A 25073-nucleotide genomic window follows, 5' to 3' on the forward strand; every position below is an offset into this window, starting at 1 on the left:
CCCTTCCCGCTCTCATCGAGCAGGTCACCGGCATGCACCTCCGGCAAGGAGACCCGGTTTCCGTCGAAGACGGACACGACAAGTTCGGCCCGAGGACGAGTCCGAGCCCAAACCCAAAGTTCGACGGATCCGCCCGCGTGCCGGTAAGCGTTCGTGGCCAGCTCACTGACCGCGAGCACCGCGTCCTCGACCACGGACGCCTCGAACCCGACCTCGACCATCGTCGACTCGACCAGCCCCCGAGCCCGCCCTGCCCCCAACGCGTCGGGCGGCAGCTCCCAAAGACAAGCCCCGCCAAACGGAAGATCCCGCGCTCGCCCACCCATGAAGATCACCCACCGTTCATCTCTCGTCTCTTTGTGTAATTTCAAGACGAGCGTGACCCTCCGTGCTTACGGTGATTACGCATTCGGATGTACTGAAACATCCGACCGGACGAGGAGGGCGGACTCGATGGCCGGTATGGACTCGCTCGACCCGCAGGCGTCAACGTGGGACCTCATTGCCGTTCAGCTGCGGATACTCCGCGTTCAACACGGCTGGACGTGCGAACAGGTGGCACGCACCGCCAACGTCTCGCGCTCCCATGTTTCAAACTGGGAGGCGGGCCGCCGCCGCCCTCGCCGTGGCGAGCTGGTCGCACTGGACGAGGCATGGAGTACCGGCGCTCTGCTCGCGACCCTCCACGACTACGCGACGGACGGCCACGACCACACGAGGGTCGGCGCCTACGTCCGCCACGAGAGCAAGGCCGAGACGATCGAAGGCTTCAACTCGGACGTGGTTTTCGGGCTCTTCCAGACCGAGGACTATATGCGCGCACTCTTCCAGGCGGGCGGAGTCGTGGAGGATGTCGAAGCCGAGGTCGCCAAACGGCTCGCACGTCAGGAGATGCTCACACGTCCGAAGCCCCCGAAGCTCTGGATGGTGCTCGCTCAACCGGCCCTTTGGTGGCAGGTGGGCGGAAGCGATGTGATGCGAGCGCAGCTCGCTCGCCTGCTGGAGATCTCCCGGTGGCCGAACGTGAGCCTTCGTGTGCTTCCCGTCTCCGCAGGCTGGTCGGCGATCCCCGGGTCCCTCTCGATCATGAATTCACGGGATGCGGAGGTCGCCTATCTCGAGGCGGGACGAATGGGTAGGGTCCATGAGAGAAGGCCCGAAGTGCAGGAAGCCCGTGCGCAGCTCAGCGACATCAGCGCCCGAGCTTTCTCTGAGAGTCAGTCATATGCCCTGATCGAGCACACGATGGGACTGGTGAAATGACCTCATGGCGCAAGTCGTCGCACAGCGACGACGCCGGTGGACAGTGCGTGGAGGTTGCGGCGCTGCATGAGCAGGTGGCCCTTCGCGACAGCAAAGCCCCTGGGGTCGGCCACTTGAAGCTCGCCCCCGGTGCGTTCGCCGACCTGCTCGCTTGCGTGAAGGCGGAGGGTGGCGCACAGTCAGGGGCATGAGCCCCGTCTGGCAAAAATCCAGCCACAGCCATGGCTCGGACTCCGACTGCGTTGAGCTGGCTCGGCTGTCGACCGGCTTGGGCGTCCGCGACAGCAAGGCCCCCCAGGCCGGTCACCTCTCGCTCCCATACGACGAGTTCGCCGCCCTGCTCGCTGGTGTGAGGCGAGCGAGCGGCGCAAACTCAGTGACATGAGTAATCAGTGGCGCAAGTCGTCGCACAGCGACGACGCCGGTGGACACTGCGTCGAGATCGCGGCGCTGCGTGGCCAGCTGGCCATTCGCGACAGCAAGGCCCCTGGGTTCGGCCATTTGACCCTCGCCCCCGGTGCGTTCGCTGACCTGCTTGCTTGCATGAAGGCGGATGGCGGCGCACAGTCAGGGGCATGAGCCCCGTCTGGCGAAAGTCCAGCCACAGCCACGACGAGAACTCCGACTGCGTTGAGCTGGCTCGGCTGCCGAGCGGCCTGGGTATCCGTGACAGCAAGATTCCCCGGGCTGGTCACCTCGATATCTCTCGCGAGGACGTCACCTTCCTGCTCGCCCGTGTGAAAGGTGAGCGCGATGCTCTGTGAGGTCCCCCCGTAGCCGTCCGTGCAACAGAGGACTCCCGAGCCACTACAGGGCGGGTGACTGACCCGGGCCCCTGGTCCGAGTGGTGCGCGGCATTGAAGGCGTGAGGTGGTTTGACCGCAAACGGTCGGCGATCTAGCCTTTGCCGGCCGAGACGGGAACGATGCCCTTGTCGTCGGAGTGGCGGCGGGGGTTCTGCGGCGATCGCCTGACGGCGCCATGTCCGAAGGGACGGCCCGGTCGGCCGTGGTCACCACCTGCCCGCCCGGTTGCGAGTGGGAAGAGGCGCGGGTCGGTGGCCTTGCGGATCGTGTTCCAGCGGGAAGACCTTCAGCGACTGCGGATCGCGGCCTCCGCGGATCCGATGTGGGAGTTGGTGCTCAGCGCGCACCACGCGCGCCTGCGCCGCCCGCCGTCCCGGTATCTGTCCTGGCGTCAGGAGCTGGGAGAACGCGCGTCGCGTTCTGGCGTCCTGTGCGGGCGGTTGGGGCCCTTCTGGGAGTTGGTGCCGGTGCGCGGCGACTTCCCCGACTTCCTGACGCCGTCAGCGGCGGTCAGTGACATCGACGCCGGTTGTGCCGCGCTGGCGACGACCTCGCGGCGGCGCTTGGGGCGCGACCTGGCCGCCGCGTTCTCCGGCGGCACGGTGTCGACGTGGGCGCGGTCCTTGGCGGCGGGGGATCGGCGGCAGGTTTCGGCTCTGGTCGAAGCGGTGCGCGGGGGCTATGAACTGCTGGTCTCGCCGTGGTGGCATCACGTGCAGGCCGCCGTCCGCGCCGACCGAGCCGTCCGCATGGAGCAGACCGCCGATCGCGGGCTGGCGAGCATGCTGTCCGGCCTGCCGGGAGTGGTCGGCTGGGACGGACGCGTGCTGGAGACCGACTACCCCGAACAACGGACGATCGAGCTGAACGGGCGCGGGATCACCCTGATCCCCTCGTACTTCTGCTGGGGACCTCCGGTCGCCCTCATCGACGGCGAGCTGCCGCCGGTGCTGGTGTACTCGGCCACGCCCGAACGGGGACGGCCCCTTGGCACACCGCCTGAGGCACTGGTGACACTGCTGGGCGGCACACGGGCACGGTGCCTGCACGCCCTGCTGCGGCCCCGCACCACCAGCGTCCTGGCCGCCAGCGTCGGCGTCACCCCCGGAGCGGCCAGCAAACACGCCACGGCGCTACGCGAGGCGGGGCTCATCACCAGCAGCCGCGACGGCGCCTCGGTCGTCCACCACGTCAGCGAACTCGGGGCGAGCCTTCTCGCACAGGACCGACCGGCTCGCTGAACTCCGCACCATTTCCCGGAGAGGAAATGGTGTGGTCAGTGATCGGGGACGTCGGTAGCTTCTGCCGCGACAAAGACCCACCGGACCGGCCGTTGAGAAGCCACGACCCGTTGAACACGCGTCCCGCCGCGAGGTGAATTCGCGTGTGATGCCCACCTGCGCTCCCGGTAAAGGCGAACGGCGCGGATCCGGAGACCGGATGGGAATCCGAAACGGGATGCGGCCCGCGATGACCGGTCGACGAACGGATTCCTGGAGGCACCGTGAAATCCAGATCACGCAGGCTGGCCCGTGCCGCCGCAATGGCGGTCACCGTGGCCGGCGCGGCGGTCGGCACCGCGACCGGCCCCATGTTCGGCCCCGGCGCCACGGCACACGCCCAGGAGCCCGCGGTGCCCCACCCCAGCGGGACGATGGTCCCGATGCTGGACTGTTCGACGTCGTCGGCGGCCAGTGTCACACGTGACGAGGCACTCGAGCGCGCCAAGGTATGGGTGGACGAGAACCTGGCCTATGACCAGGGCAAATGCCACAGCGACGAGAACGGCAGCTACCGGCAGGACTGCTCGGGGTTCGTGTCGATGGCCTGGCACCTGCCGCACTCGTATGTGACCTGGGATTTCGACCCGGCCGACCCCGCGTTCAAGAACTTCACCCATGCGATCTCCTGGGACGAACTCAAGCCAGGCGACGCGCTGGTCCTCAACAACGCCAATACCGAACACATAGGGCTGTTCGCCGGTTGGACGGACAGCAGCCACACCGCCTACACCGTCGAGGCGGAGGCGGACGAATCACAGGGGACGATCAGCGAAAAAGTCGTCCGCGCCACCGACAATTACTGGAAGGACTTCCATCCCATCCGCTACAACGCCATCACCGACGAAGAGTCCACGTCGGTGGCGCAGGGGTGGGGTGTTTTCGCGAACGGGAACTTCCATTTGGTGGAGCCGGGGTCGTCGGGTCGGTTGTATCAGATCACGTCTCCGTCGGCGGGGCCGTGGTCGTCGTGGGAGGACATGGGTGGGTCGTCGGTGGGTACTCCGGCGATCATCAATCGTGGTTCGATGTACGACTTGTTCGCCACCAATGCCGATGGTGAGGTGATGCAGCGGCATTACGCGGATTCGGCGTGGGGTTCGTGGTATCACGATGCGACTGCGTCGGGGAATGTCACTGCGGCGAAGGGGAGTGGGGTCGCGGCGGTTTACGGGCTGGACGCGTATCGGCTGTTCTATGTGGGGCCGGGCGGGGATCTGTTCCAGTCTTGGTACAACGAGGGCTGGCATTCCCAGAGCTTGGGTGGGGATTTCGTCGGTACTCCGGCAGCGGCGGTCTCGGGCGACCAGGTGAAGGTGTTCGCGACGAATTCGTCCGGTCAGGTCTATCAGCGGAACTACACCAATGGTTCCTGGGGTGGCTGGTACGTCGACAAGACCACCAACGGCCCCATCACCGCCAAGGCCGGGACGGGTGTTGCTGCGGTGCATGCCTTGGGATACGACCGGCTGTTCTACGTCGGTCCCGGCGGGGATCTGTTCCAGTCCTGGTACAACGACGGCTGGCACTCCCAAAGCCTGGGCGGCAGCATCAGCGGCGTGCCGACCGTCGTCATGTCCGGCGACGACCGCATGGACGTATTCGGCACCAGCCCCGCCGGTGGTCTTTTCCAAAGGACTTCCTGGGCCGGAGGGTCCTGGGACAGCTGGCACCAAATCGCTGACAAGCCCTAGCCGGGGCAGAGCTCAGCTCGGTGGCCGGGATCAGGTCGGCCGCATTTCCTCTACTCGAGATTGGTGTTCGTCATGCCATCGAGATTCACTCTGCGGCGATCGTTCAGTCGCGTCGCCTTGGCCCTCACGATGACCACGGTCTGTGTCATGGCCACCACCCCTCAGGGGCAAGCCCAGCCGATTTCGCCCGCGTCTCCGCGCCCCACCCCCGGTCCGGCGGGTGCTCCCCTTTCTCCGTCGGTGGCTGCGGAGGCGGCCTCCAAGGACTGCGTGAGCGGGGGCCCCACGGCGGCGGACGACAAGCTTGCCGCTGAACTGTCACCGAAGATTCAGGGCGACCGTGTGAAGGGCCTCGACGGTGGCCAGCTCTCCTGTGCCCGTGTCATCGTCCGCACCGTGCGAAGCCGCGACCTGTCCGAACGCGCTGCGGTGATCGCCCTCACCACGGCGATGTCCGAAAGCACCCTGCATGACCTGACTGAGGCTGTGGATCACGACAGCCTCGGGCTGTTCCAACAGCGTCCATCCTCGGGGTGGGGTACTCCAGAGCAGATCACCGATCCGGTGTACGCCACGAACGCCTTCATCGACAAAATGCTGGAGAAGTTCCCCAACGGCGCCTGGGAGAGCGGCGACATCGGCAACATCTGTCAAACCGTTCAGGTCTCCCAATTCCCGGGCGCATACACGCCGGAGGTCCCCGGCGCGCAAACGATCGCGGACGCGTTGTGGGACGAGAGATCAGTGGCGCAGGGGTGGGGTGTCTTCGCGAACGGGAATTTCCATTTGGTGGAGCCGGGGTCGTCGGGTCGGTTGTATCAGATCACGTCTCCGTCGGCGGGGCCGTGGTCGTCGTGGGAGGACATGGGTGGGTCGTCGGTGGGGACTCCGGCGATCATCAATCGTGGTTCGATGTACGACCTGTTCGCCACCAATGCCGATGGTGAGGTGATGCAGCGGCATTACGCGGATTCGGCGTGGGGTTCGTGGTATCACGATGCGACTGCGTCGGGGAATGTCACTGCGGCGAAGGGGAGTGGCGTCGCGGCGGTCTACGGACTGGACGCGTATCGGCTGTTCTACGTGGGGCCGGGCGGGGATCTGTTCCAGTCCTGGTACAACGACGGCTGGCATTCCCAGAGTTTGGGTGGGGATTTCGTTGGTACTCCGGCAGCGGCGGTCTCGGGCGACCAGGTGAAGGTGTTCGCGACGAATTCGTCCGGTCAGGTCTATCAGCGGAACTACGCCAATGGTTCCTGGGGTGGCTGGTACGTCGACAAGACCACCAGCGGTCCCATCACCGCCAAGGCCGGGACGGGCGTTGCTGCGGTGCATGCCTTGGGATATGACCGGCTGTTCTACGTCGGTCCCGGCGGGGATTTGTTCCAGTCCTGGTACAACGACGGCTGGCACTCCCAAAGCCTGGGCGGCAGCATCACCGGCGTGCCGACCGTCGTCATGTCCGGCGACGACCGCATGGACGTATTCGGCACCAGCCCCGCCGGTGGTCTTTTCCAAAGGACTTCCTGGGCCGGAGGGGCCTGGGACAGCTGGCACCAAATCGCTGACAAGCCGTAACCACTGATATCAACTCGAGGGTCGGCGTCCGCGCACTTAGCGTGAATCCAGAGCGCGGGCGCAGGCTGCCGGGCCCGTCTGATGCCCACGCGGGAGTGTTCGCTGAGGTGCTCGTCGTGTGAAGGCGGGTGTTTCGACCTGCGTGTGAGCGTGGTTTCGGACAGCTTCTGGATGCCGAAGTGGGCGTAGTGGACAGCCACCGCGTCGGGCTCGGACGGTTTCGTCAGTCCCGGCCCGGTGGAGTTCCAGGCCCGCGCCGCGTAGCCGCCGCGCCAGGAGCCGCGGAGCGCGCTGGACCTTGTGCCATGGGGCATCGTCCAGCGCGCTTTCGTGTGTTCGAGGCCCGCGGCCATTCGCTCTGCGGACGTCCTCGCGGTGGACGGAGAACTCGTTTCGTCCAACTCCTCTTCGAGGAGGAAGACCTCCTTCTTGCTTGGTGAGGTTCAGTGGAGGGCGCTGCCGTGTTGCCATTGGGGCCATGACTTCACCCAGAAGGCCCAGCCGTTCGTCCAGGGCAGGGGGCGTGTCGCGCCGGTGACGTCGACGACGTCGCCGCGCTGGGCGATGCCGAAGAACCACTGTGCGTTCTCCGGGGTCGCGCGGACGCAGCCGTGGCCCATGTTGGCGACGCCGAGGTACTGCTGGGCCGATGTGGCCCCTTCGTGAACGTACTCACCGCTGCTGGTGATCCGCACCGCCCACGGAATGTCTTCGGAGTAGCCCCCGTGCGCGGTGTCCTTGGGGTCGACGCCCATCCACCGGGAGTCCATGTGCTCGACCTTCTTCTTGCCCATGACCAGGTGCGGGCCGCTCGCGGTGATGAAGTCGGGCAGATCGCCGGAGCCCGTGCTGATCTTCATGGTGCGCTTGACGACACCGTCGACCCTCACCTTCATGATGTGGCGCCGGGAATCCGCCGTGGCGATCTGCGAGGCGCCGACGGCGAACGTCCTGGCGTAGTCGCGCGAACCATAGACTCCCTGGCCCGCCGCGACGCCCGTCAGCCTGGCGGTGAAGCGGACCTTCTGGTGCGGGGCCCAGTACCTCTTCGTCCGGTAGACGACCTGCTTCGGCGACGTCCAATGCCAGGACCCCTCGGTGGGCTTGTCCGCCTGCGCACGCACCCGCAGCCGGTGCTCGGCCTTGTGGCCGTGGGCCATCTTGTTCAGTCGGTGCCTTGGGAAGCGGCCAGCGGTATCGGGCAGGCGGCGGCAGCGGGCACGGCGGGCAGGTCAGGAGGTGTGGACCACGTCGTCATCAGGGTGGCGGGAGTCCAGGGCGGCCAGTTCGTCCTTGGAAAGGTGCAGATGGCCTGCCGCCACGTTCTGGGCGAGGTGGTCGAGGTCGCCGGTGCCGGGAATGGCCAGGACGTGCGGGCCGCGGTGCAGCGTCCACGCCAGCCGGATCTGAGCGGTGCTCACTCCGCGGGCGTCGGCGAGGGCCTGCACCGTGCCGCTGTCTTCGGTGGACGCGCCGGCGGTGCGTCCGTCGCCGGCGATCGAGTAGAACGGCACGAACGCGATGCCTTGTTCACCGCAGAGGCGCAGGAGTTCCTCTTGCTCGGGTGAGGCGCCGATGCCGTACATGTTCTGGACGCAGACCACCGGTGCGATGGCCTGGGCCTCGGCGAGGTGGTGGGCGCGGATGTTGGACAGGCCGAGGTGGCGGATGAGTCCGGCGTCGCGCAGTTCGGCGAGCGCGCCGAAGCGGTCGGCGATGGAATCGGTGCCGACGATGCGCAGGTTGACCACATCGAGGTGGTCGCGGCCGAGCTGGCGCAGGTTCTCCTCGACCTGGCCGCGCAGCTGCTGGGGGGTGGCGTGGGGTAGCCAGGCGCCCGAGGGGTCGCGGCCAGGGCCGACCTTGGTGACGATGACGAGGTCGTCCGAGTAGGGCGCGAGGGCGTGGTTGATCAGTTCGTTGGCGCAGCGCAGCCGTGAGAAGTAGAACGCGGCGGTGTCGAAGTGGTTCACGCCGAGTTCGACCGCCCGGCGCAGCACGTCGACCGCATGGTCGCGGTCGCGCGGGACGGCGTCGGGCGCGAACGCCTCGCCGTGCTGGGGCAGGCGCATCGTCCCGAAACCGATCCGGTTGACCGTGCGGTCGCCGAGCTTCCAGGTGCCCGCTGCCGCTGCGGTGATCGTCTGTGAGGTCATGGCGGCATGATCGGCGGACGATACCCTGGCGAGCCATTGATTAACACATGCCTGAAGCCATCGAGGGGGTGTCGTGGCGGAGCTGGCGTTCTCAGCGAACGATCTCGCGCAGGTGCGGTTCGCCATCTCGCCGATGTGGGAGGTCGCGCCCAGCTTCCGGCTGCTGGCATCGACCACCGCACACCCGGTCCACCGGCCCTGGGTCGAGCAGGTGCGGCCCCGCCTGCTGGCCGCCGGCCTGGACCAAGGATGGCTTGCCGAGCTGATCGGCTTCCCCGGCTACGTGCCCGACTTCCTCACCCCGGCCCCCGAGGAACCGGCACCCGCCCCGTCCGCGGAGTGGGCTGCGATCTTGGCCTCGCCCGCCGACCGAGTACGCCAGGACCTCGACCATCTCGCCCGCCACCAGGGACATCTCGGCCCACGGCTGTCGAGTCTTCGCGAGGACCCGCCCGCTCGGCTGGCCAAGGTCACACAAGAGATCGCGACGTACTGGGAGCTGGCGCTCGCCCCTTACTGGGCACGGATCAGGACCGTGCTGGACGCCGACATCTTCCATCGGGCCCGCACCGTCGCCGAACACGGCGCGGGCCACCTCTTCAACGACCTGCACGCCTCGGTGAGCTGGGACGACGACACTCTCAGACTGGTCCGTCGGAAACACGACATGCCCCGCCACTCCGCAGGCACGGGACTGCTGCTGATCCCCTCCGTGTTCACCGGCCCTGGCCTGCGCACCCGAGTGCGACCGCCGGACCCACCGCAACTCGCCTATCCCGCACGTGGCACCGGCACGCTATGGGAAACGCGGCCTGTCACAGGAACCCGCGCCCTCACCTCGGTCCTCGGCCGCTCACGAACCCTGCTGCTGACCGAACTGAAGACCCCGGCCTCCACCACTGAACTGGCCCACCGCACCGGACTCTCCCCAGCCGGGGTGTCCCAATACCTCACCGCGCTACGCAACGCGGGTCTGGTCAGCGCCCATCGCGCCGGCCGTTCCGTCCTCTACGCCCGCACCGCGACCGCAGAAGCACTCCTCGAAGCCGCCTCCGCCTGAAGCCCCGGATATCAACCCCCCGAAGGACTTCCGGAGCCGACCACTAATTAGCGTTAGCGGGGGCATGGGCCGATGCGTACGCCGTCGCCAGCTGGGCCTACACCTGCGACTCCTACTGGTCCACGTACTAGGCGTGCACCGAGCTCTTTCAGATCGCCCACTGATCGGGTGACAGTGCCAAGGCGCCGACCGGCGCGTCCAGCTGCAATCAGGCTGGTCAGGTAGATGTTCGAGGACGGACGCCACCTCACTCTCGCGCACAGCAGCTGAAAAGGATCACTGATCCCCTAACGTGGACCCCGGTCGCTTGCCAACTCCTGGCGGGGGACCGGGATTCACGCGTGTACCGGGCAACTGGAAAAGGAACTGTTGACGACCGTGTTGTTCTCTCGATCCCGCGCCGTGACCCTCGCGGCGGCTGTAGTGACCGGCGCGTTGCTCGGCATCATCGCTCCCATGCTCTCCAGCGGCGTCGGCACTGTCGGCCAGGTGGCGAGTCTCGTCCTGTCCGCGGGGTGGGCATGGGCCGCGCTGGCGTTCGCCGTCGGCCTCAGCCAGACGTCGAGGACGGCCTCGGCCGCGTTCGGCTGCATCTTCCTGATCGCCGCCGTGATCGCCTACTACGCCACGAAGACCGCCCGTGGGGACTTCCAGACGATGGACATCCACAACCCCGTCCTCGGCGAGGTGCACACCAACTGGGGCGGTGTTCTGGGGAAGACGCTCGTGTGGTGTGCCATGGCCGTGGTGCTCGGCTCGCTGCTCGGCCTGGCAGGGCACTTCGCGCGGACCGACGGCATGCGCGGTCTGGCGTTTCGCCTGGTGGTGCCAGCCATCGCTGCTGTCGATACGTCCCAGCGGCTCCACTTCGACGCGCCGCTGCGGGGAGGCGTGGCGACGACGACATGGACCATCGTGCGGCTTTTGGCAGTGGCGGCCGCCGCCGCCCTGGCAGGACATGCGGTTCTCACTCGGCGGCCGCGTGTGTGAGTAGGGTCGGTGACTGGCTCTGCCCCCACGGCTCCTAGGCACTCCAGGTGACCGCCGATGGCTGTCCGCACGGACGCGATCACCGACTACACCTACGTCGCCCGGCTGAAGAGGCTTACGTGCCCACCACCCAGTGGCCGTCTCGTACTCCATGACCGAGGTGGTGTGGCGGATGCGCGGCGCCTCCTCCCCGTCGAACAGCACCTGCAGCCGATAGCCGATGGCGCCATCGCGGCTTTCGCTGCGGTAGGTCTGGACGCGAGGGCATGCTCAGATCTCACGCGGACGGCCTGGGCGTCACGCACAGCTGCATTTCCTACGGCCGCAGCTTCCCGAGTTCAGGGCCCTTAGGGGTGCCTTCGGGCTGAGCGTGGCGGGGTGCTCACGAGGGTGTGGCCGGGCCGGGGTGGGGTTGCCGGCGTGCGGCGATGACGATCTGTTCCAGTGCGGCGGCGTGTGCGGCGAAGGCCTGGCGTCCGTGCTGGCTGAGCCCTATTCGGGTGCTGCGCCGACCGCTCAGGCGTTCCTTGTGCACCTCGACGTGGCCCGCGTCCTGGAGCGCGCTGATCTGTTTGGACAGGGCCGAGTCGCTGGTTTCGAGCGTGTCGCGGATGACGCGGAATTCCATCCATTCCACCGGGGCCAGCAGCGCCACGATCGCCAGCCTGGCCGGAACGTGCAGGAACTCGTCGAAGTACGGGGTCATCACACCGCGCGGCGCACACTGCCGTAGATGACACGCCGGAGGCGCTGACTGGACACCGTCCACACGATAGCGACGATCGCGCCGGCGATGGTGCGCGGCGCGGGAACTCCCGCAAAGGCGAGGGCCAGACCCAAGATCGATAGCGCCATCCACAGCCCGCCGAAGCTCAGCCACCTCAGCAGCCTGGTGCGCCCGCTGAGACGGGACTTGTGCAGCTGCGCGCCGTGCCGATATGCGCATAGCGGACGGCTTAGGACCGCCGTGGGTGGTCCGCTGATCTCGACTGTGCGGCGTCCTTCCGTCCGAAGAGGTGAGCAGCAGTTCGCCCGGCGGTCCGATGCGGTGGGCGGAGGGCTCGCCGCGTCGGCTCGGGCGGTCTTGACCGTCTCGGCTCGATGAAGCTTCAGGCCCGCGCCACGAAGCTGCCGTGTTGGAGCCAAGGAGCGCGCTGGACGTTGTGCCACAGGGCCTCATGCAGCACGTTTCCGTACGTTGGGATGCCTAGTCTTGATTGTGGCGAAGGTCTGCGATGTGTTCCTTGAGCAGGGGGGCGAGACGGGCGTGGACGGGGTCACGGTCGGCGGCTTGGATGATGATCGCCGCCACGATGAGTTCGGCCAGGCGACCGTCGGCGGTGTGCAGGGTGTCGGCGAAGGTGGTCCGTACCTGGGCGGCGATGTCGGGTTGGGGGAGCGTGTAGGCGTGAAGGTGGGCGGCGTCGAAGCCGTGGGGCGCGGGGCCGAAGCCTTCCCAATCCAGGATGTTCAGTTCTGGTGCGGTGAGGTTGGCCCAGTGGAGGTCGCCATGGGCCAGGCTCCATCTGACGACGGTGGTCTCCGTGCTCGGTGCTCCGACGTACTGAGGGAGGGAGCGGTGGACGTAGTCCTGGGTGATGACCGGGCCGCGTCCTGAGGGTGGTGGAGTGGCGGACAGGGTGTCCACCGCTTCGCGAAGTTGCCCGAACCACGAGTCGGGTAGGTCGATGCGGCTCGTCAGGACGGGTGTGGTCGAGCACACGGGGGCTGAGACGTAGGTGGTGAGTTCCGCACGGTAGGAGTGGCCTTCGTGGTCCCAGTCTTCGGTGTTGAGGAGCTGGGGGCGAGGGACGTCGGAGGGGACGGCCTGGGCGGCTTCGGCGGTTCCGGTCCAGAGCTTGCCGCCGCGTTTGTGCTCGAGGGTCTCCATGACGCGCAGCCATGCGGTCGTGGCGCCGTCGATGACCGGGGCGCCTAGGGTCCGTCCGCCGTGGCCCCACGCCCACGAGGTGTCTGGCCGACGGCTGCAATGGAGCTTCCAGGCCGCTGTGGAGAAAGCGGCGTGCATTCGTTTTCGAACGGCTGGGTCGTCAGGCTCGGAGAACACGGCAGATTTCCCGGAGGTGGTCAGGCGGCAGCGGCTCACGTTGGAAGACGGCGAGCGCGTCCTCCAAGTGTGCCGCGGTCGAGGCCGAGAGGAGAGCACCAGTGATGCCTGAGCGAGAGCCCGAACGGCTGCTACATGCCGAACTGGGTGTAGCGGACGGCCTGGACCGCCGTGGGTGGGCCGGTGATCTCGACTTGCGCCGAGTCCTTCCGTCCGAAGAGGTAGAGCAGCAGTTCGCCTGGAGCCCCGGAGATGCGGGCGACGGGCTCACCGCGCCGCGCCCGGACGGTCTCGGTCGTCCCGGCGCGGTGAAGTTCCAGGCCGGCGCCGCGCAGTCGTCGCGCCAGGAACCAAGGAGCAAGCCGGACGTTCCGCCACAGAGCCTCGTCCATCGCGTGCTCGTGCATTCGAGGACCGCGACCGTTCGCTCTGCGGACGTCCTCGTGGTGGACGAAGAACTCGTTCAGGTTCGGGCCGCCGCGCACCCATCCGATGCGGAAGAAGCCTGGCGGCGGCCCCGAACGGATCCTCGCGACGAGGCCCGCGAAATCGTGCTGCGCGAGAGCTCGTCGGCGACGTTCGGTGAACCGGCCCCACGCCCCGGGAAGCACAAGCCCCGGAGCGGCCACATAATCCCGCTCGCGCAAAACCAGGTGAGCGGCCAGGTCGCGGTTCGTCCACGGCGTGAGGAGAGCCGGAGCCTCGGGCCCGAGCTCTTCCAGCAAGTCGCAGAGTCGTGCTCGCTCGACGGCATCGAAGTTCACTTCGGCCATATCAATCAAGTCTAGACACCGACCTCGACAGGAACGAGCGTCATGTGGGGGCACGCCCTCTTCCAAAGAGCGTCCCTCCAGCCGTGCCACTTGGCTGGCGATGGTGCCGCGACCTCATGCTCGCCGTCCAGGCCCTCGGGCATTGACCAGGCCGACCGCACCGATCGCACGTGAAGAACTACACCAGGTCGCCTCGCTGCGGTCCCTCGGAGGTCCATGGCGCCCGCTGCACGCATTGTGCACAAGGACCGCACGGATTGCATGCATCGGCCTAACCAATTGTTCGTAGGGTCAGAATCGGCGGAACGGAAGAACGGATCCGGCAACCACGCCTTGACGGGACCCAGGCGAAACCGGAACGACTCTCCGCCGCGCTTCATTCCGTAACGAGACCGACCGAAGAGGCCGAACCCGCAACGACTCTCGTGTGATCGGACGTGCGACCGTCAAAGAAAGTCGCCGGCAAGCCACGAGAGGTGCAAGCGGGAAGTCGTCATTGGGAGCCTGAAGTGAAAATACGCAAGAAGCTTCTTGTGTCGGTCGTGACACTTTCTGTCGCGACCGGCATCCCCGTCGCAGTTTCCAGCCCGGCCCACGCTTCAGTGTGGGGATGTAAGTACACCACGAAGCAGTGGGACCCAATCAGCAGATTTTCCTGGGCATTCGCGCAATGCGAGGGAAATACTTCCTATCGAGTCGCCGCACAGTGCAACACGGACCGGTACCCGTACACGACGACCCTCTACGGCCCCTGGGTGGTAGGCCCGATCCAAGGGAGCGAGGTCGCGAGCCAGGTCTGCACCTTTGGCGGCTCTATTGGGGTTGATGTTCGATAGATAATCGCTCGCGCTCGTGGCCACCGATGGTTGTGAATTCCGTCGGTGGCCACAGAGTGCGAATTTTCGCTGCGCTCCACTGCAAATGAGGGTCATCCCATTCATTTGGCGTCCGCGTAATTCGGCAACCCTGTCGAATAGTGGGTGCAGGGGTAAGGGGTTGGGGCAACAAAACTGGCTTCAGGGGCTCGATCGCGGGTCCGACGGCATCGTTGAGTACGGGTGCCAGAATCTCGATGTAGGCGGCGGCGACGGAGGCCAGGTCGTCGGAATCCGCGGAGGCTGGGACGTCGGGCAGGTCCACATGTAGTGGGAAGAACAGAGCTGCTGTGGTGAACGCGTACCCGCCGTGGCTGACCGCTGTGAGCTGATCCTCGTCCAGAAACTGGACGTAGTGGTCGCCGCGTCGTTCGTAGGGAACATCCTGCCAGCCCGCCGGCCGTGCCACTTCGGCTGGAAGAGGCACGCTGACTCCCACCTGCGCGATAGGCGCCACGTTCTCGCCCTTGATGTTTCGGGACAGGCGTGCCCAAGGGATGGGATCGTGAGGTTCCACGTACGGCGGCGCGGCGTACTCACTGCGAGATCTCGCCGGTAGTGTGGCTGCCCTGCGCGAGGGGCGGACGGCGGCTGCTGAACGAAATGCTCGGGCCGGACGGCTTGGGCCACTGCGGAAACCGCTGCCCGTATTGGTTCGCCTTGAGTGTGGTCAGCCGATGACGCCGCTCGTCAGCAGTGTTGTCAGTTGGTTTGCCGCAGAGTGGGCTCGGTCGGTGAGTTCCTCTTCGGCGGGTTCTCGGACGCCGTGCAGGGCGTCCTCGAAAAGGTCTCTGCCGAGTAGTGCCACGAACATCGCTGCCGCCGAGCGTGTGTTCCCGACCTTCCAGCCCTGACTTGGTGCCCAGTGGTCCAGGTACTGCCCCAGCGCCTGGACTCGGACGTCCATGACCTGCCGATACCGCTGCCCCAGCTCGGGGAAGCGAGGGGCGTCCCGCGTGACGACCCGGTAGAGCGCCAGTTCGGTCGGGGACAGCACTCGCTGCAGATAGTCCACGCCCGCCAGAGGCAGCCCGACCTGCGGTGGTTCGGTGAACCACGGCAGGTCCGCATGCTCGCCCTCCAAGCCCTCGGGCACTGAGCAGGCGTCTTGCATCACGGCGCTGAACAGGTCGTCCTTGCCGTCGAAATGCCGGTAGACCGTCTTGATCGAGACGCCCGCCGCCGCGGCGATGCGATGCACCGATGTCTCGGCGTACCCGGTGTCCAGGAACGCCTCGCGGGCGGCGTCGACGATCGCCGTCCGCTTGCGGCGCATGAGCTGCGCCTTGGGGTTGTCGTCCGACCAGCTTCGCAATGGGGCCTCTCCGAACGGTCGTTTGACACCAGCATACGACAACGCTCATTGTCGTACGTGCGACAACGATCGTTGTCGTATCGTCCTCCATTGGACCGGAGACCCCCGTGAGCAATCAGCGACGCGCGAACTGGACCGTCGAGCAGATTCCCGATCAGACCGGCAGGGTGTTCGTCGTCACCGGCGCCAACAGCGGTCTCGGCCTGGCGACCACCCGAGCGCTCGCGGGCAAGGGCGCCCATGTGGTCCTCGCCGTCCGCGACGAGGTCAAAGGCCGCCGCGCCGTCGCGGACATCAGCGCTGCCCAGCCGGGCGCCCGCCTCGAGGTGCGCCCTCTCGACCTCACCGATCCGCAGTCGATCCGCGTCTTCGCCGACCGGCTGCGTTCCGACCTCGGACGCCTGGACGTGCTGGTCAACAACGCAGGCGTGATGGCTCCGCCCCGGACGCTCACCCCGCAGGGCCACGAGCTGCAGTTCGCCGCCAACCACCTCGGCCACTTCGCGCTCACGGGCCTGCTGCTCGATTTGCTGGCGAAGGGGGACGACCCTCGCGTCGTCACGGTCACCTCGACCAACCACCGGCAGGCGCGGATCTTCTTCGACGACCTCACCGGTGAGCGCAAGTATTCGCCCATGAAGTACTACAACCAGTCCAAGCTCGCCAACGCCGTCTTCGGCTGGGAGCTCCACAGGCGGCTCACCGCGTCCGGTAGCCCGGTGCGCAGCGTGCTCGCCCACCCCGGCTACACGTCCACCAACCTCCAGACGAGCACTCCGGTCGGCATGACGAAGCTGCTGTTCGGCCGCATCCTCGCCCCGCTCGCCCAGTCGCCGGAACAGGGCGCGCTTCCCCAGCTGTACGCGGCCACCGATCTGAACGCGGACGGCGGACAGCTCATCGGCCCCAGCGGCATGGCCGAACTGCGCGGCGCACCCAAGCAGGTCCAACTGGCCCCCACCGCCACCGACCCCGAGACCGGCCGCCGCCTGTGGGAGCTCTCGGAACAACTGACCGACCTTCCCTTCGCCGTCACGACCTGAGGGAAGCCTCGGCCGTCCCCGCCTGCCGACCTCGTCCGGATTCGGGGCGCGGTGCACGTCATCCAGCCTGCGGGGCGAGCCCGGTGGGAAGGGCGGGCTCATCTGCCGTCGGGCGGGTGCGGTCGCGGTATGACCAGGCGGCCATGAACAGGCCGCCGCCCCAGACCAGGAACTGCGGGATGCCGTAGACGACGATCCACGGGCTGAAGATGCCGTCATCGTTGAACTGGTTGGCCAACTGCCATGCCGCCCATGCCGTGTACAGCAGCAAGAACGCCGACACCGCGAAAGCCGTGCTGAACAGCGTCCGCCGAGGCACCTGCTGCCCCGACAGAAACGGCACCCAGCGCGGGAAGATCCGGCCCCAGGGGCGGACGAGGCTCACCGCCAGGACTCCGGCCAGCAAGGCCATTCCGCTGAGTACCAGGAGGTAGGGGCCGCCGCCCTGCGCGTACCAGTCCTTGAACTTGTCCACGTTGGCCCACAGTGGATAACCCAGGGCCCAAACCGCGTGCAGAGGGATGAATCCGATGGTCGCCGAAAGTGCGGACGCATAGGCCGCCCGGACGGTCCAACGCGGGACGGGCACTTCAGTTCGTTCGTTCGCCATGCCCTCAGCATTCCCGACTTGTCTCGGCTGGTGATCGCCCGGACGGGGGAAGATCCTCCCTCCGCGGGGGGATCACCGGGACGACCGTGTCGGTAATCAGATCGCCATACCCGAACCCTGATCATCACTCACCGTTTCCGAATGGATACGCTGTGCCGCAATGAGTTGATCTTGCCGTTCTCGCCTGCATGGATGTCGTCGGCGGTGGCCGCCCGTGTCGTCCTGTCCAGGGGAGCCGAGTGGCAGGGCAGCGGCATGGGACCAGCATCGGGGGGATGCAGGATGAGTGTTGGGCAGGTGGACGGGCCCTTGAGGCAGGGCAGCGGCTGGGCGCGATGGGGCCGGTCGCGGGCATGTCGGCGCGGTGTGGTCGCCGTGCTGATGGTCGTGGTGTGCGCGGCCGGGGGCTTGGACGCGGCGCAGCGTCCGGCGGCCGCGGCGCAGCGTCCGGTGCCTGTGGCCCGGGGGCCGGTGGCGGCGGCTTGGCCTACCGACCTCGCCCTCGGCATGGGGTACAACCGCTTCGGGCAGCTGGGGAACGGCACGACCGTCACCCCGGCCACTCCGACCCCGGTGCTGCTTCCTGCGGGTGTGCGTGTCTCCCAGGTCTCCGGCGGCTTCAGCCACAGTCTGGCGTTGACCTCCGACGGCGGGGCCCTGGCCTGGGGGCGCAACACCAACGGGCAGCTCGGGGACGGCACCACGAACACGAGTTACACCCCGATAGAGGTGCACCTGCCCTCGGGCGTCACCCTCACCCAGGTCTCCGCGGGCTACTACCACAACCTGGCGGTGACCTCCGACGGCCGGGTCCTCGCCTGGGGCAGCAACACCGCCGGCGAGCTAGGGGATGACAGCACGACTCAGAGCACCACGCCGGTCGAGGTGCACCTGCCGTCGGGTGTCCACGTCACCCACGTCTCCGCCGGAGCGCAGTACAGCCTGGCGCTGACCTCGGACGGCCGTGCTCTGGGGTGGGGATACAACGGTGAAGGGCAGCTCGGAGACGGCACGACGACGTTCCGCCTCACGCCCGTGTGGGTGCACCTGCCGTCCGGTGTCCACCTCACGGACATAGCCGCCGAAGCGCAGAGTCTGGCGGTGACCTCGGACGGACGGGTTCTGGGCTGGGGCGTCAACGGCGACGGGCAATTGGGAGACGGCACCACCACCGACCGCCACACTCCGGTGTATGCGCATCTGCCGGCGGGGGTCAGCGCCACCCGGGTCGCCGGCGGTGTGTCCCACAGTCTCGCGGTGACCTCGGACGGACGCGTTCTGGCCTGGGGATACAACTACTGGGGGATGCTGGGGGACGGCACTCAGGACGACCATCACACTCCGGTGGAGGTGCACCTGCCCACGGGTGTCCGGGTCACCGAGGTCTCCGCCGGGTGGTCCTTCAGCCTGGCGTTGACCTCGGACGGCCGGGGCCTGGGCTGGGGCTACAACGGCGACGGACGCCTGGGGGACGGCACCAGCGGCAACAACCGTTTCACCCCGGTGTTCATGGTGCTGCCCCCGTCCACGGTGGCGACCCAGGTGACCGCGGGCAGCGACCACTCGCTGGTTCTGGCCGAGCCGGCCGGCACCAGTCACACATCACTGACGGCTCATCCCACTCATGCGGCACTCGGGCAGCAGGTCACCCTGACCGCCCATGTGGCCTGCATTGTCGGGCCGCCCCCGACCTCGCCGGTCGGGAACCCGGCCGTGCGAGCCGGGAGCCCGTCCGGCACAGTCAGGTTCAAGGACGGTGCGGGGACGGTGATCGGCACAGCCAACGTCAACGCGGACGGCACCGCCACCCTGACCACGACCAGCCTGGGCGAGGGTGCACACCACATCACCGCCTACTACGAGGGCGACACCGACTGCATGCCGTCCACGTCCAACACCGTCGTGGTCACCATCACCAACGAACCTGTGCACGCCGGCCTTCACCTGGACAAACAGTTCGACGGCTTCGTCAGCCCGTCCGGAACCAAGGCCAAGCACAGGCACCACGCCATGCACGGGCGTGACGCCCAGCTGATGAGCGCCTGGCGTGAGCACGACGCCATCCGCTACCGCTTTGTGGTCACCAACACCGGTGACGTCCCGATCAGCACCATCACCATCCACGACTCCCACGCCGGGACCATCACCTGCTCGTCCCATGTCCTGGAACCCGGACAGTCGGTCACCTGCCACGGTGTCCACAAGGTCACCTCGGAAGAGAAGTCCCGGGGCTACGTCGACAACACCGCCACCGCGACCGGCAGCAGGGACGACGGAGAAATCGTCACTTCCAACAAGGCCCATCTGAGAGTGGACGTCACCTACAAATGACCGCCGCGCCCGCCGCCTTCGAACCCCAGGGGCGGCGGCTCGGATATCCGGCGAGCTGTTCGCGACGAGTTGTGGCGTGTCGCCCTGCACATGAGGGCGACACGCCACGGGTCAGCGCCAGCGGAGGAGCGTCAGGGGAGGGTGGGGACCTTCGGGGCGCTGTCGGTCCAGCCGACCTGGATGTACAGCACCTTCCCGAGCTGTTCGGGGGCCTTGGAGCCGGTGACCGAGTCGCTCAGCACGAGCGAGGAGTCCGGATCGATGATCACGGTGTCGGTGAAACCGCGCCGGAACTGGATGCGCAGGCCGATTCCCGTGCGTCCGCGCTCGTCGGTGACCGGGCCCAGGGAGGTGACCCCGGGCATGGCGGCGAACGCGCGGAAGGCGGCGGCGCGGACCTTGGGAGGCGCGGGGACGAAGCTGAGCAGGTCGGTCACGCAGTTCCGCACGACCTCGTCCACGGTCCGGCCCGCGGTCGGATGGTCGGGCGGAACCATCCGCCGCAGGGCGGCCCTCAACGTGCCGGGATCGGTAGGCAGCGCCTGGACCTGCTTGAACGTCATCGCACTGTCGCAGACCGAGAAGGTCTTGGTCTTGGCATCCTTGTTGAGGGAAGGGGGGACGGGGTTCGGGTCGCGCGAGCCGTCCCTCTGGAACGCGGGAGCGTCCTTGGCGGACATCGGCTTCGCGCCGAGGGTCCGGTACCCCGTCCAGGACCGGCCGTCGGGGCGGCTCCACTGCCCGATCAGCTGCTGTCCGAGAATCCAGTAACCGCTCCGCGTGTCGTGGATGGCCCTGGACTGGATGCGCAGGACGTGCCAGTACTTGCCGGAGGCCGGCGCGCCCTCGGCGTGCTCGGCGGCGGTGAGCAGCACGGTCCTCGCCGACATCGGCTGCGTGGCGGTGGGCCCGTGGCCGTGGTCCGGGGCGCGTGGGGTGGTCCCGGACGACAGGACGACCGCGCCCGCGACGGCGGCGGCGGTGGCGGCCAGGCCGAAGCCGCTCCACAGCACAGGACGGCGGCTCGCGCGGCGCGTCGGCCGTGCCGGCTCGCGCATGCCGTTGAGGAGGCGGTGCCGGACGGCGGCCTCGTTGTCCGGGGTGGGGGGCTCGTCCAGCATCGTGGCGATCATCTGGAATTCGTCCATGGTCACAGTCCTTCCGAGTGGGCGGGGAGTGCCGCGCGCAGCTTCCTGCGCGCCCGGTTCAGGCGGGATCCGACGGTCCCGGACGGGATGCCGAGCACGTCGGCGATCTCCTGGTTGCTGAACTGGGCGAGGGCCTTGAGCAGCACGACGTCGCGGTCCTTGCGGGACAGTGCGGCGAGCGCGCGGGCCAGCGACGGCTGGAGTCCCTCGGCGGACACCGAGGCCGCGACCCGGTCCTCGTGACCGCCGGGATCGGGCTCCGCGCCGAGCTGCGCGAGCGCCCGGTAGCGGCGGGTCTCGGTGCGGCGGTGCTGGGCGATGAGGTTCGTCGCGATGCCGAACAGCCAGGGCCGGACGGACCCGCGGGACGGGTCGAACGCGGCGCGGCTGCGGAACGCGGCGAGGAAGGTCTCGGCCACGACGTCGTCGGCGGTCTGCGGTCCGAGGCGTCCGGCGACGTAGCGGTGGATGTCGGCGTAGTGCCGGTCGTAGACGGCGGTGAAGAGGTCGCCGTCGCGGACGGACGTGGCGAGCAGTTCGGCGTCCGTCAGGGCCGTTTCGGGTGGGACGGTCACGCTGGCGTCCGTTCCGTGGGGGTCGGCATGGGCATCTCCGGGAGGATGGTCATCACTCCTACTTCGTTCAGTCCCCGCATCGCTTTCACGGGGCCCGGCGACCTGGACGGCGGAAGGGGGCCCGATCGTGTCAGTCCGATGCCTTCCAACGTCGGCCCTGCTCACCAACACCGCCTGGCAGGCCCTGGTCAACACTCTCCGTTTCCAAATGGATACGCTGTGCCGCAATGAGTTGATCTTGCCGTTCTCCTCCGACGTGCGCGGACGTCCGTTGGCAGTGGCCACCCGTGTCGTTGTTGTGCAGGGGAGCCGGAGTGGCGGATCAGCGGCATGGGACCAGCATCGGGGGGATGCGTGATGAGTGTTGGGCAGGTCGGCCGGCCCATGAGCCGGGGAAGCGGCCGGGCGCGATGGCGCCGGGCGCGGCTGTGCTGGCGCGCGGTGGTGGCCGTGCTGATGGTCGTGGTGTGCGCGGTCGGGGGCCTGGCCGCGGCACAGCGTCCGGTGGCTGCGGCGCAGCGTCCGGTGGCCGCAGGGCAGCGCCCGGTGGCCGCGGCTTGGCCGACCGATCTTGCCTTCGGTATGGGGTACAACCGCTTTGGGCAGCTGGGAGACGGCACCAACGTCTCCCCGAACACGCCGACTCCGGTGCTGCTCCCTGCGGGTGTGCGTGTCTCCCAGGTCTCCGGCGGCTTCAGCCACAGTCTGGCGTTGACCGCCGACGGCCAGGTTTTGGCCTGGGGGCGCAACACCTACGGCCAGTTGGGGGACGACAGCAGGACCGGGAGCTACACACCGGTCCAGGTACATCTGCCCGCCGGGGTCACCGTCACCCAGATCTCCGCGGGCGATCTCCACAGCCTGGCGTTGACCTCCGATGGCCGGGTCCTCGCCTGGGGCGCCAACTTCAATGGCCAGCTGGGGGACGACAGCAGGACCAATGGCATCACGCCGGTCGAGGTGCACCTGCCGACCGGCGTCACCGTCACCCGGGTCGCGGCGGGGGCGTCCTTCAGTCTGGCGGTGACCTCGGACGGCCGGGCCCTGGCCTGGGGTTTCAACGGGCAGGGGCAGCTGGGAGACGGCACCACCACCGACCGCCACACTCCGGTGTACGTGCACACACCGTCCGGGGTCCACGTCACGCAGCTCGCCGCCGACACGCACAGTCTGGCGGTGACCTCGGACGGCCGGGCCCTGGCCTGGGGATACAACGGCGATGGGCAGCTGGGAGACGGCACAACCACCGACCGCCACACTCCGGTGTATGTGCACCTGCCGTCGGGGGTCACCGTCAAGCAGGTCGCCGCCGGCCCGCAGCACAGTCTGGCGGTGACCTCGGACGGCCGCGTTCTGGCTTGGGGATACAACTACTGGGGGACGCTGGGGGACGGCACTCAGGACGACCATCACACTCCGGTGGAGGCGCACCTGCCGGGAGGCGTCCGCGTCACCCAGGTCGCCGCCGGGTGGTCCGTCAGTCTGGCGGTGACCTCGGACGGCCGGGGCCTGGGCTGGGGTTTCAACGGCGACGGAGGCCTGGGCGACGGTACGAACACCGACCGGTACACCCCGGTGTCCATGGCGCTGCCCCCGTCCACGGTGGCGACCCAGGTGGCCGCGGGCAACGGCCATTCGCTGGTTCTGGCCGAGCCGGCCGGTACCAGCCACACATCACTGAAGGTTCACCCCACTCACGCGGCACTCGGGCAGCAGGTCACCCTGACCGCCCACGTGGCCTGCATCGTCGGGCCGACCCCGACCGCGCTGGTCGGACTCCCGGCCGTGCGCGCCGGGAGCCCGTCCGGCACGGTCAGGTTCACGGACGGTGCGGGGACGGCGATCGGCACAGCCGAACTCAACTCGGACGGCACCGCCACCCTGACCACCACCGGCCTGGGCGAGGGTGAGCATCACATCACCGCCTACTACGAGGGTGACGGCGCCTGCTTCCCGTCCACGTCCAACACCGTCGTGGTCACCATCACCAACGAACCCGTCCATGCTGGCCTTCACCTGGACAAGCACTTCGACGGCTTCGTCCAACCGTCCGGGACCAAGGCCAAGCACCACGCCACGCATGGGCGCGACGCCCAGATGATGAGCGCCTGGCGTGAGCACGAGGCCATCCGCTACCGCTTCGTCGTCACCAACACCGGCGACGTCCCGATCAAGACCATCACCATCCACGACTCCCTGACCGGGACCGTCACCTGCACGCCCTACACCCTGCACCCGGGGTGGGAGGTCACCTGCCACGGCACCCACAAGGTCACTCCGAAGGAGAAGTCCCGGGGCTTCGTCGACAACTCCGCCTTCGCCTCCGGCACCAGAACGGACGACGGGGTCAGGATCAACTCGAACGACGCCCATCTGAGAGTCGACGTCACCTACAAATGACCGCCGCGCTCGCCGCCCCCGAGCCCCGGGGGCGGCGAGCGCCACGGCGAATCGGCCGCCGCCTCCGGCCGCCGCCTCGGCACCGCCGCCATCCCGCAGCTCCTTGCGGCCATGATCCACGGCACGGCCCTCGCTCCGGAATAGGTAGGCTGACCTGGTCGTATTCGGAAGAAAGGCCCCGGTGACCCCCTCCCGTCCGCACCTCCTGTTCTCGTTCGGCACGCTCCTGGACGAGCAGGTGCAGAAGACCCTCTTCGGACGCCCCGTTCCCAGTGAACCGGCGGCTCTCGCGGGATACGCGACCCGGCCGCTGCGGATCACCGACCCGTCCGTGATCGCGACCAGCGGCCTCGACGTGCACCTCACGCTGACCCGCGAGATCGGCGCCGAGGTCGAGGGAGCCGTCCTGAGGCTCACGGACGAGGACCTCGCCGCCGCCGACGCCTACGAGGTCGACGACTATGTCCGCCGCCGCGTCCGCCTCACGTCCGGTGAAACCGCCTGGGCCTACCTGGACGCGAAGCCGCTGCGTCCCGCGTCCCGCATCGTGATCGCCGGCGACAGCATCGCCTACGGACGCTCCGACCCCGATGGCGGATGGGCGGCCCGCCTCGCCTCCGGGCACATCGCCGAGAACGAGCTCGACCACCGCGTCTTCAACGTCGCCATCCCCGGAAACACCCTGGACGGCGTCCGCGAGGAGGTCCCCGCGCTCCTGTCGCCCCGCCTGCCCGACACCCTCATCGTCGCCGCGGGCATCAACGACTCCGCCGGATACGGTGACTGGCTCGCGTCCGTCGCCGAGAACCTCACCGCGCTCGCCGCCACGGCCCTCGAGCACAACGCGCGCCTGGTCGTCCTGGGCCCGGCCTGGCTGGACGAGCCCCGCGCCGCCGCGTTCGGACGCCGCCGCACGACCCTCGCCCGAGCCGAAGCCCTGCGCGACCTCGTCCGACGCTGGTGTGCCGGCAACCACATCGACTACGTCGACATGTGGGACCCGCTCCGCGACAGCCCGCACCTGTTCACCGACGGCCTGCACCCCACCCCGGAAGGCCACCGCGCCCTCTACCAGCACCTCAGCACCCAGGCCCGCTGACCGCTTCGG

The 25073-nt window shown here is 68.0% G+C and carries 24 protein-coding genes; 14 read left to right on the top strand and 10 right to left on the bottom strand.

All coding sequences use genetic code 11. The features are described from left to right. Positions 1 to 453 precede the first annotated feature (453 nt). The 8 genes from AB0L06_RS02735 (at position 454) to AB0L06_RS02770 (ending at position 6621) form a co-directional block, all read left to right on the top strand. Positions 454 to 1263: a helix-turn-helix domain-containing protein gene (locus AB0L06_RS02735; protein WP_500229155.1), complete on the top strand. Its 810-nt coding sequence runs from the start codon at positions 454 to 456 to the stop codon at positions 1261 to 1263. Further along, positions 1260 to 1454, top strand: coding sequence for a DUF397 domain-containing protein (locus tag AB0L06_RS02740; RefSeq protein ID WP_500229156.1), 195 nt, complete (start codon positions 1260 to 1262; stop codon positions 1452 to 1454). Before AB0L06_RS02735 ends, AB0L06_RS02740 begins: the two co-directional genes overlap by 4 nt. Next, on the top strand, positions 1451 to 1648 hold the full coding sequence (locus AB0L06_RS02745; protein ID WP_500229157.1) for a DUF397 domain-containing protein: 198 nt from the start codon (positions 1451 to 1453) through the stop codon (positions 1646 to 1648). Before AB0L06_RS02740 ends, AB0L06_RS02745 begins: the two co-directional genes overlap by 4 nt. Beyond that, positions 1645 to 1842, top strand: a complete 198-nt coding sequence (locus AB0L06_RS02750) for a DUF397 domain-containing protein (RefSeq protein WP_500229158.1) — start codon at positions 1645 to 1647, stop codon at positions 1840 to 1842. The genes AB0L06_RS02745 and AB0L06_RS02750 overlap by 4 nt, the downstream gene beginning before the upstream one ends. Then, positions 1839 to 2027, top strand: coding sequence for a DUF397 domain-containing protein (locus AB0L06_RS02755; RefSeq protein ID WP_500229159.1), 189 nt, complete (start codon positions 1839 to 1841; stop codon positions 2025 to 2027). The genes AB0L06_RS02750 and AB0L06_RS02755 overlap by 4 nt, the downstream gene beginning before the upstream one ends. Before the next feature lie 293 nt (positions 2028 to 2320). Next, complete coding sequence (locus AB0L06_RS02760; RefSeq protein ID WP_500229160.1) at positions 2321 to 3310, top strand: ArsR/SmtB family transcription factor; 990 nt, start codon at positions 2321 to 2323, stop codon at positions 3308 to 3310. Positions 3311 to 3573: 263 nt separating this feature from the next. Then, positions 3574 to 5043 carry a PLL family lectin gene (locus AB0L06_RS02765; RefSeq protein WP_500229161.1) on the top strand — a complete coding sequence of 490 codons (1470 nt, stop codon included), beginning with the start codon at positions 3574 to 3576 and terminating at the stop codon, positions 5041 to 5043. 147 nt (positions 5044 to 5190) lie between these two features. Beyond that, the gene (locus AB0L06_RS02770) at positions 5191 to 6621 is read left to right on the top strand and encodes a PLL family lectin (RefSeq protein ID WP_500229162.1); all 1431 of its coding nucleotides are present in this window, start codon (positions 5191 to 5193) and stop codon (positions 6619 to 6621) included. A 443-nt stretch (positions 6622 to 7064) separates the two neighbouring features. Here AB0L06_RS02770 and AB0L06_RS02775 read toward each other — a convergent pair whose 3' ends face one another. Next, positions 7065 to 7781: a L,D-transpeptidase gene (locus AB0L06_RS02775; protein WP_500229163.1), complete on the bottom strand. Its 717-nt coding sequence runs from the start codon at positions 7779 to 7781 to the stop codon at positions 7065 to 7067. Between the two features lie 72 nt (positions 7782 to 7853). Further along, positions 7854 to 8777 (bottom strand): oxidoreductase, encoded by a 924-nt coding sequence (locus AB0L06_RS02780; RefSeq protein WP_500229164.1) that lies wholly within the window; start codon positions 8775 to 8777, stop codon positions 7854 to 7856. A 73-nt stretch (positions 8778 to 8850) separates the two neighbouring features. Between AB0L06_RS02780 and AB0L06_RS02785 the strand changes: the two genes are divergently transcribed. Next, positions 8851 to 9837 (top strand): ArsR/SmtB family transcription factor, encoded by a 987-nt coding sequence (locus AB0L06_RS02785; protein WP_500229165.1) that lies wholly within the window; start codon positions 8851 to 8853, stop codon positions 9835 to 9837. Between the two features lie 369 nt (positions 9838 to 10206). Continuing rightward, positions 10207 to 10827: a hypothetical protein gene (locus AB0L06_RS02790; protein ID WP_500229166.1), complete on the top strand. Its 621-nt coding sequence runs from the start codon at positions 10207 to 10209 to the stop codon at positions 10825 to 10827. Between the two features lie 382 nt (positions 10828 to 11209). On the opposite strand, the gene AB0L06_RS02795 is transcribed toward AB0L06_RS02790, so the two are convergent. The 5 genes from AB0L06_RS02795 to AB0L06_RS02815 all read right to left on the bottom strand — a co-directional run bounded on the left by AB0L06_RS02795 (position 11210) and on the right by AB0L06_RS02815 (position 15858). Then, the gene (locus AB0L06_RS02795) at positions 11210 to 11533 is read right to left on the bottom strand and encodes a transcriptional regulator (protein WP_500229167.1); all 324 of its coding nucleotides are present in this window, start codon (positions 11531 to 11533) and stop codon (positions 11210 to 11212) included. Between the two features lie 501 nt (positions 11534 to 12034). Then, a complete protein-coding gene (locus AB0L06_RS02800) occupies positions 12035 to 12718 on the bottom strand; it encodes a phosphotransferase (protein WP_500229168.1) in 684 nt (227 codons plus the stop codon). A 308-nt stretch (positions 12719 to 13026) separates the two neighbouring features. Continuing rightward, positions 13027 to 13668 carry a TIGR03085 family metal-binding protein gene (locus AB0L06_RS02805; protein ID WP_500229169.1) on the bottom strand — a complete coding sequence of 214 codons (642 nt, stop codon included), beginning with the start codon at positions 13666 to 13668 and terminating at the stop codon, positions 13027 to 13029. Positions 13669 to 14481: 813 nt separating this feature from the next. Then, positions 14482 to 14970 carry a hypothetical protein gene (locus tag AB0L06_RS02810; RefSeq protein ID WP_500229170.1) on the bottom strand — a complete coding sequence of 163 codons (489 nt, stop codon included), beginning with the start codon at positions 14968 to 14970 and terminating at the stop codon, positions 14482 to 14484. Between the two features lie 243 nt (positions 14971 to 15213). Continuing rightward, on the bottom strand, positions 15214 to 15858 hold the full coding sequence (locus AB0L06_RS02815; RefSeq protein WP_500229171.1) for a TetR/AcrR family transcriptional regulator: 645 nt from the start codon (positions 15856 to 15858) through the stop codon (positions 15214 to 15216). A 107-nt stretch (positions 15859 to 15965) separates the two neighbouring features. On the opposite strand from AB0L06_RS02815, the gene AB0L06_RS02820 reads away from it, so the two are divergent. Next, on the top strand, positions 15966 to 16901 hold the full coding sequence (locus tag AB0L06_RS02820) for an oxidoreductase (protein WP_500229172.1): 936 nt from the start codon (positions 15966 to 15968) through the stop codon (positions 16899 to 16901). 58 nt (positions 16902 to 16959) lie between these two features. On the opposite strand, the gene AB0L06_RS02825 is transcribed toward AB0L06_RS02820, so the two are convergent. Continuing rightward, the gene (locus tag AB0L06_RS02825) at positions 16960 to 17511 is read right to left on the bottom strand and encodes a hypothetical protein (RefSeq protein ID WP_500229173.1); all 552 of its coding nucleotides are present in this window, start codon (positions 17509 to 17511) and stop codon (positions 16960 to 16962) included. Positions 17512 to 17793: 282 nt separating this feature from the next. Here AB0L06_RS02825 and AB0L06_RS02830 point away from each other — a divergent pair, with 282 nt between their 5' ends. Continuing rightward, positions 17794 to 19842: an RCC1 domain-containing protein gene (locus tag AB0L06_RS02830; protein ID WP_500229174.1), complete on the top strand. Its 2049-nt coding sequence runs from the start codon at positions 17794 to 17796 to the stop codon at positions 19840 to 19842. Between the two features lie 131 nt (positions 19843 to 19973). Here AB0L06_RS02830 and AB0L06_RS02835 read toward each other — a convergent pair whose 3' ends face one another. Further along, positions 19974 to 20990, bottom strand: coding sequence for a CU044_5270 family protein (locus AB0L06_RS02835; RefSeq protein WP_500229175.1), 1017 nt, complete (start codon positions 20988 to 20990; stop codon positions 19974 to 19976). 2 nt (positions 20991 to 20992) lie between these two features. Continuing rightward, the gene (locus AB0L06_RS02840; RefSeq protein ID WP_500229176.1) at positions 20993 to 21565 is read right to left on the bottom strand and encodes an RNA polymerase sigma factor; all 573 of its coding nucleotides are present in this window, start codon (positions 21563 to 21565) and stop codon (positions 20993 to 20995) included. A 357-nt stretch (positions 21566 to 21922) separates the two neighbouring features. Here AB0L06_RS02840 and AB0L06_RS02845 point away from each other — a divergent pair, with 357 nt between their 5' ends. Next, positions 21923 to 23965: an RCC1 domain-containing protein gene (locus tag AB0L06_RS02845; protein WP_500229177.1), complete on the top strand. Its 2043-nt coding sequence runs from the start codon at positions 21923 to 21925 to the stop codon at positions 23963 to 23965. A gap of 181 nt (positions 23966 to 24146) precedes the next feature. Next, positions 24147 to 25064, top strand: a complete 918-nt coding sequence (locus AB0L06_RS02850; protein WP_500229178.1) for a GDSL-type esterase/lipase family protein — start codon at positions 24147 to 24149, stop codon at positions 25062 to 25064. Positions 25065 to 25073: the final 9 nt, after the last annotated feature.

The sequence above is a fragment of the Spirillospora sp. NPDC052269 genome, from assembly GCF_040679435.1.
Classification (GTDB): Bacteria; Actinomycetota; Actinomycetes; order Streptosporangiales; family Streptosporangiaceae; genus Spirillospora.

What these genes read in the sequence shown, in the direction of transcription:
- AB0L06_RS02740 (WP_500229156.1), top strand. Translation starts at nt 1,260, where the DNA reads ATGACCTCATGGCGCAAGTCGTCGCACAGCGACGACGCCGGTGGACAG.
- AB0L06_RS02735 (WP_500229155.1), top strand. Translation starts at nt 454, where the DNA reads ATGGCCGGTATGGACTCGCTCGACCCGCAGGCGTCAACGTGGGACCTC.
- AB0L06_RS02745 (WP_500229157.1), top strand. Translation starts at nt 1,451, where the DNA reads ATGAGCCCCGTCTGGCAAAAATCCAGCCACAGCCATGGCTCGGACTCC.
- AB0L06_RS02750 (WP_500229158.1), top strand. Translation starts at nt 1,645, where the DNA reads ATGAGTAATCAGTGGCGCAAGTCGTCGCACAGCGACGACGCCGGTGGA.
- AB0L06_RS02780 (WP_500229164.1), bottom strand. Translation starts at nt 8,777, where the DNA reads ATGACCTCACAGACGATCACCGCAGCGGCAGCGGGCACCTGGAAGCTC.
- AB0L06_RS02800 (WP_500229168.1), bottom strand. Translation starts at nt 12,718, where the DNA reads ATGGAGACCCTCGAGCACAAACGCGGCGGCAAGCTCTGGACCGGAACC.
- AB0L06_RS02830 (WP_500229174.1), top strand. Translation starts at nt 17,794, where the DNA reads ATGAGTGTTGGGCAGGTGGACGGGCCCTTGAGGCAGGGCAGCGGCTGG.
- AB0L06_RS02845 (WP_500229177.1), top strand. Translation starts at nt 21,923, where the DNA reads ATGAGTGTTGGGCAGGTCGGCCGGCCCATGAGCCGGGGAAGCGGCCGG.
- AB0L06_RS02805 (WP_500229169.1), bottom strand. Translation starts at nt 13,668, where the DNA reads ATGGCCGAAGTGAACTTCGATGCCGTCGAGCGAGCACGACTCTGCGAC.
- AB0L06_RS02755 (WP_500229159.1), top strand. Translation starts at nt 1,839, where the DNA reads ATGAGCCCCGTCTGGCGAAAGTCCAGCCACAGCCACGACGAGAACTCC.
- AB0L06_RS02795 (WP_500229167.1), bottom strand. Translation starts at nt 11,533, where the DNA reads ATGACCCCGTACTTCGACGAGTTCCTGCACGTTCCGGCCAGGCTGGCG.
- AB0L06_RS02835 (WP_500229175.1), bottom strand. Translation starts at nt 20,990, where the DNA reads ATGGACGAATTCCAGATGATCGCCACGATGCTGGACGAGCCCCCCACC.
- AB0L06_RS02775 (WP_500229163.1), bottom strand. Translation starts at nt 7,781, where the DNA reads ATGGCCCACGGCCACAAGGCCGAGCACCGGCTGCGGGTGCGTGCGCAG.
- AB0L06_RS02770 (WP_500229162.1), top strand. Translation starts at nt 5,191, where the DNA reads ATGGCCACCACCCCTCAGGGGCAAGCCCAGCCGATTTCGCCCGCGTCT.
- AB0L06_RS02825 (WP_500229173.1), bottom strand. Translation starts at nt 17,511, where the DNA reads ATGGCGAACGAACGAACTGAAGTGCCCGTCCCGCGTTGGACCGTCCGG.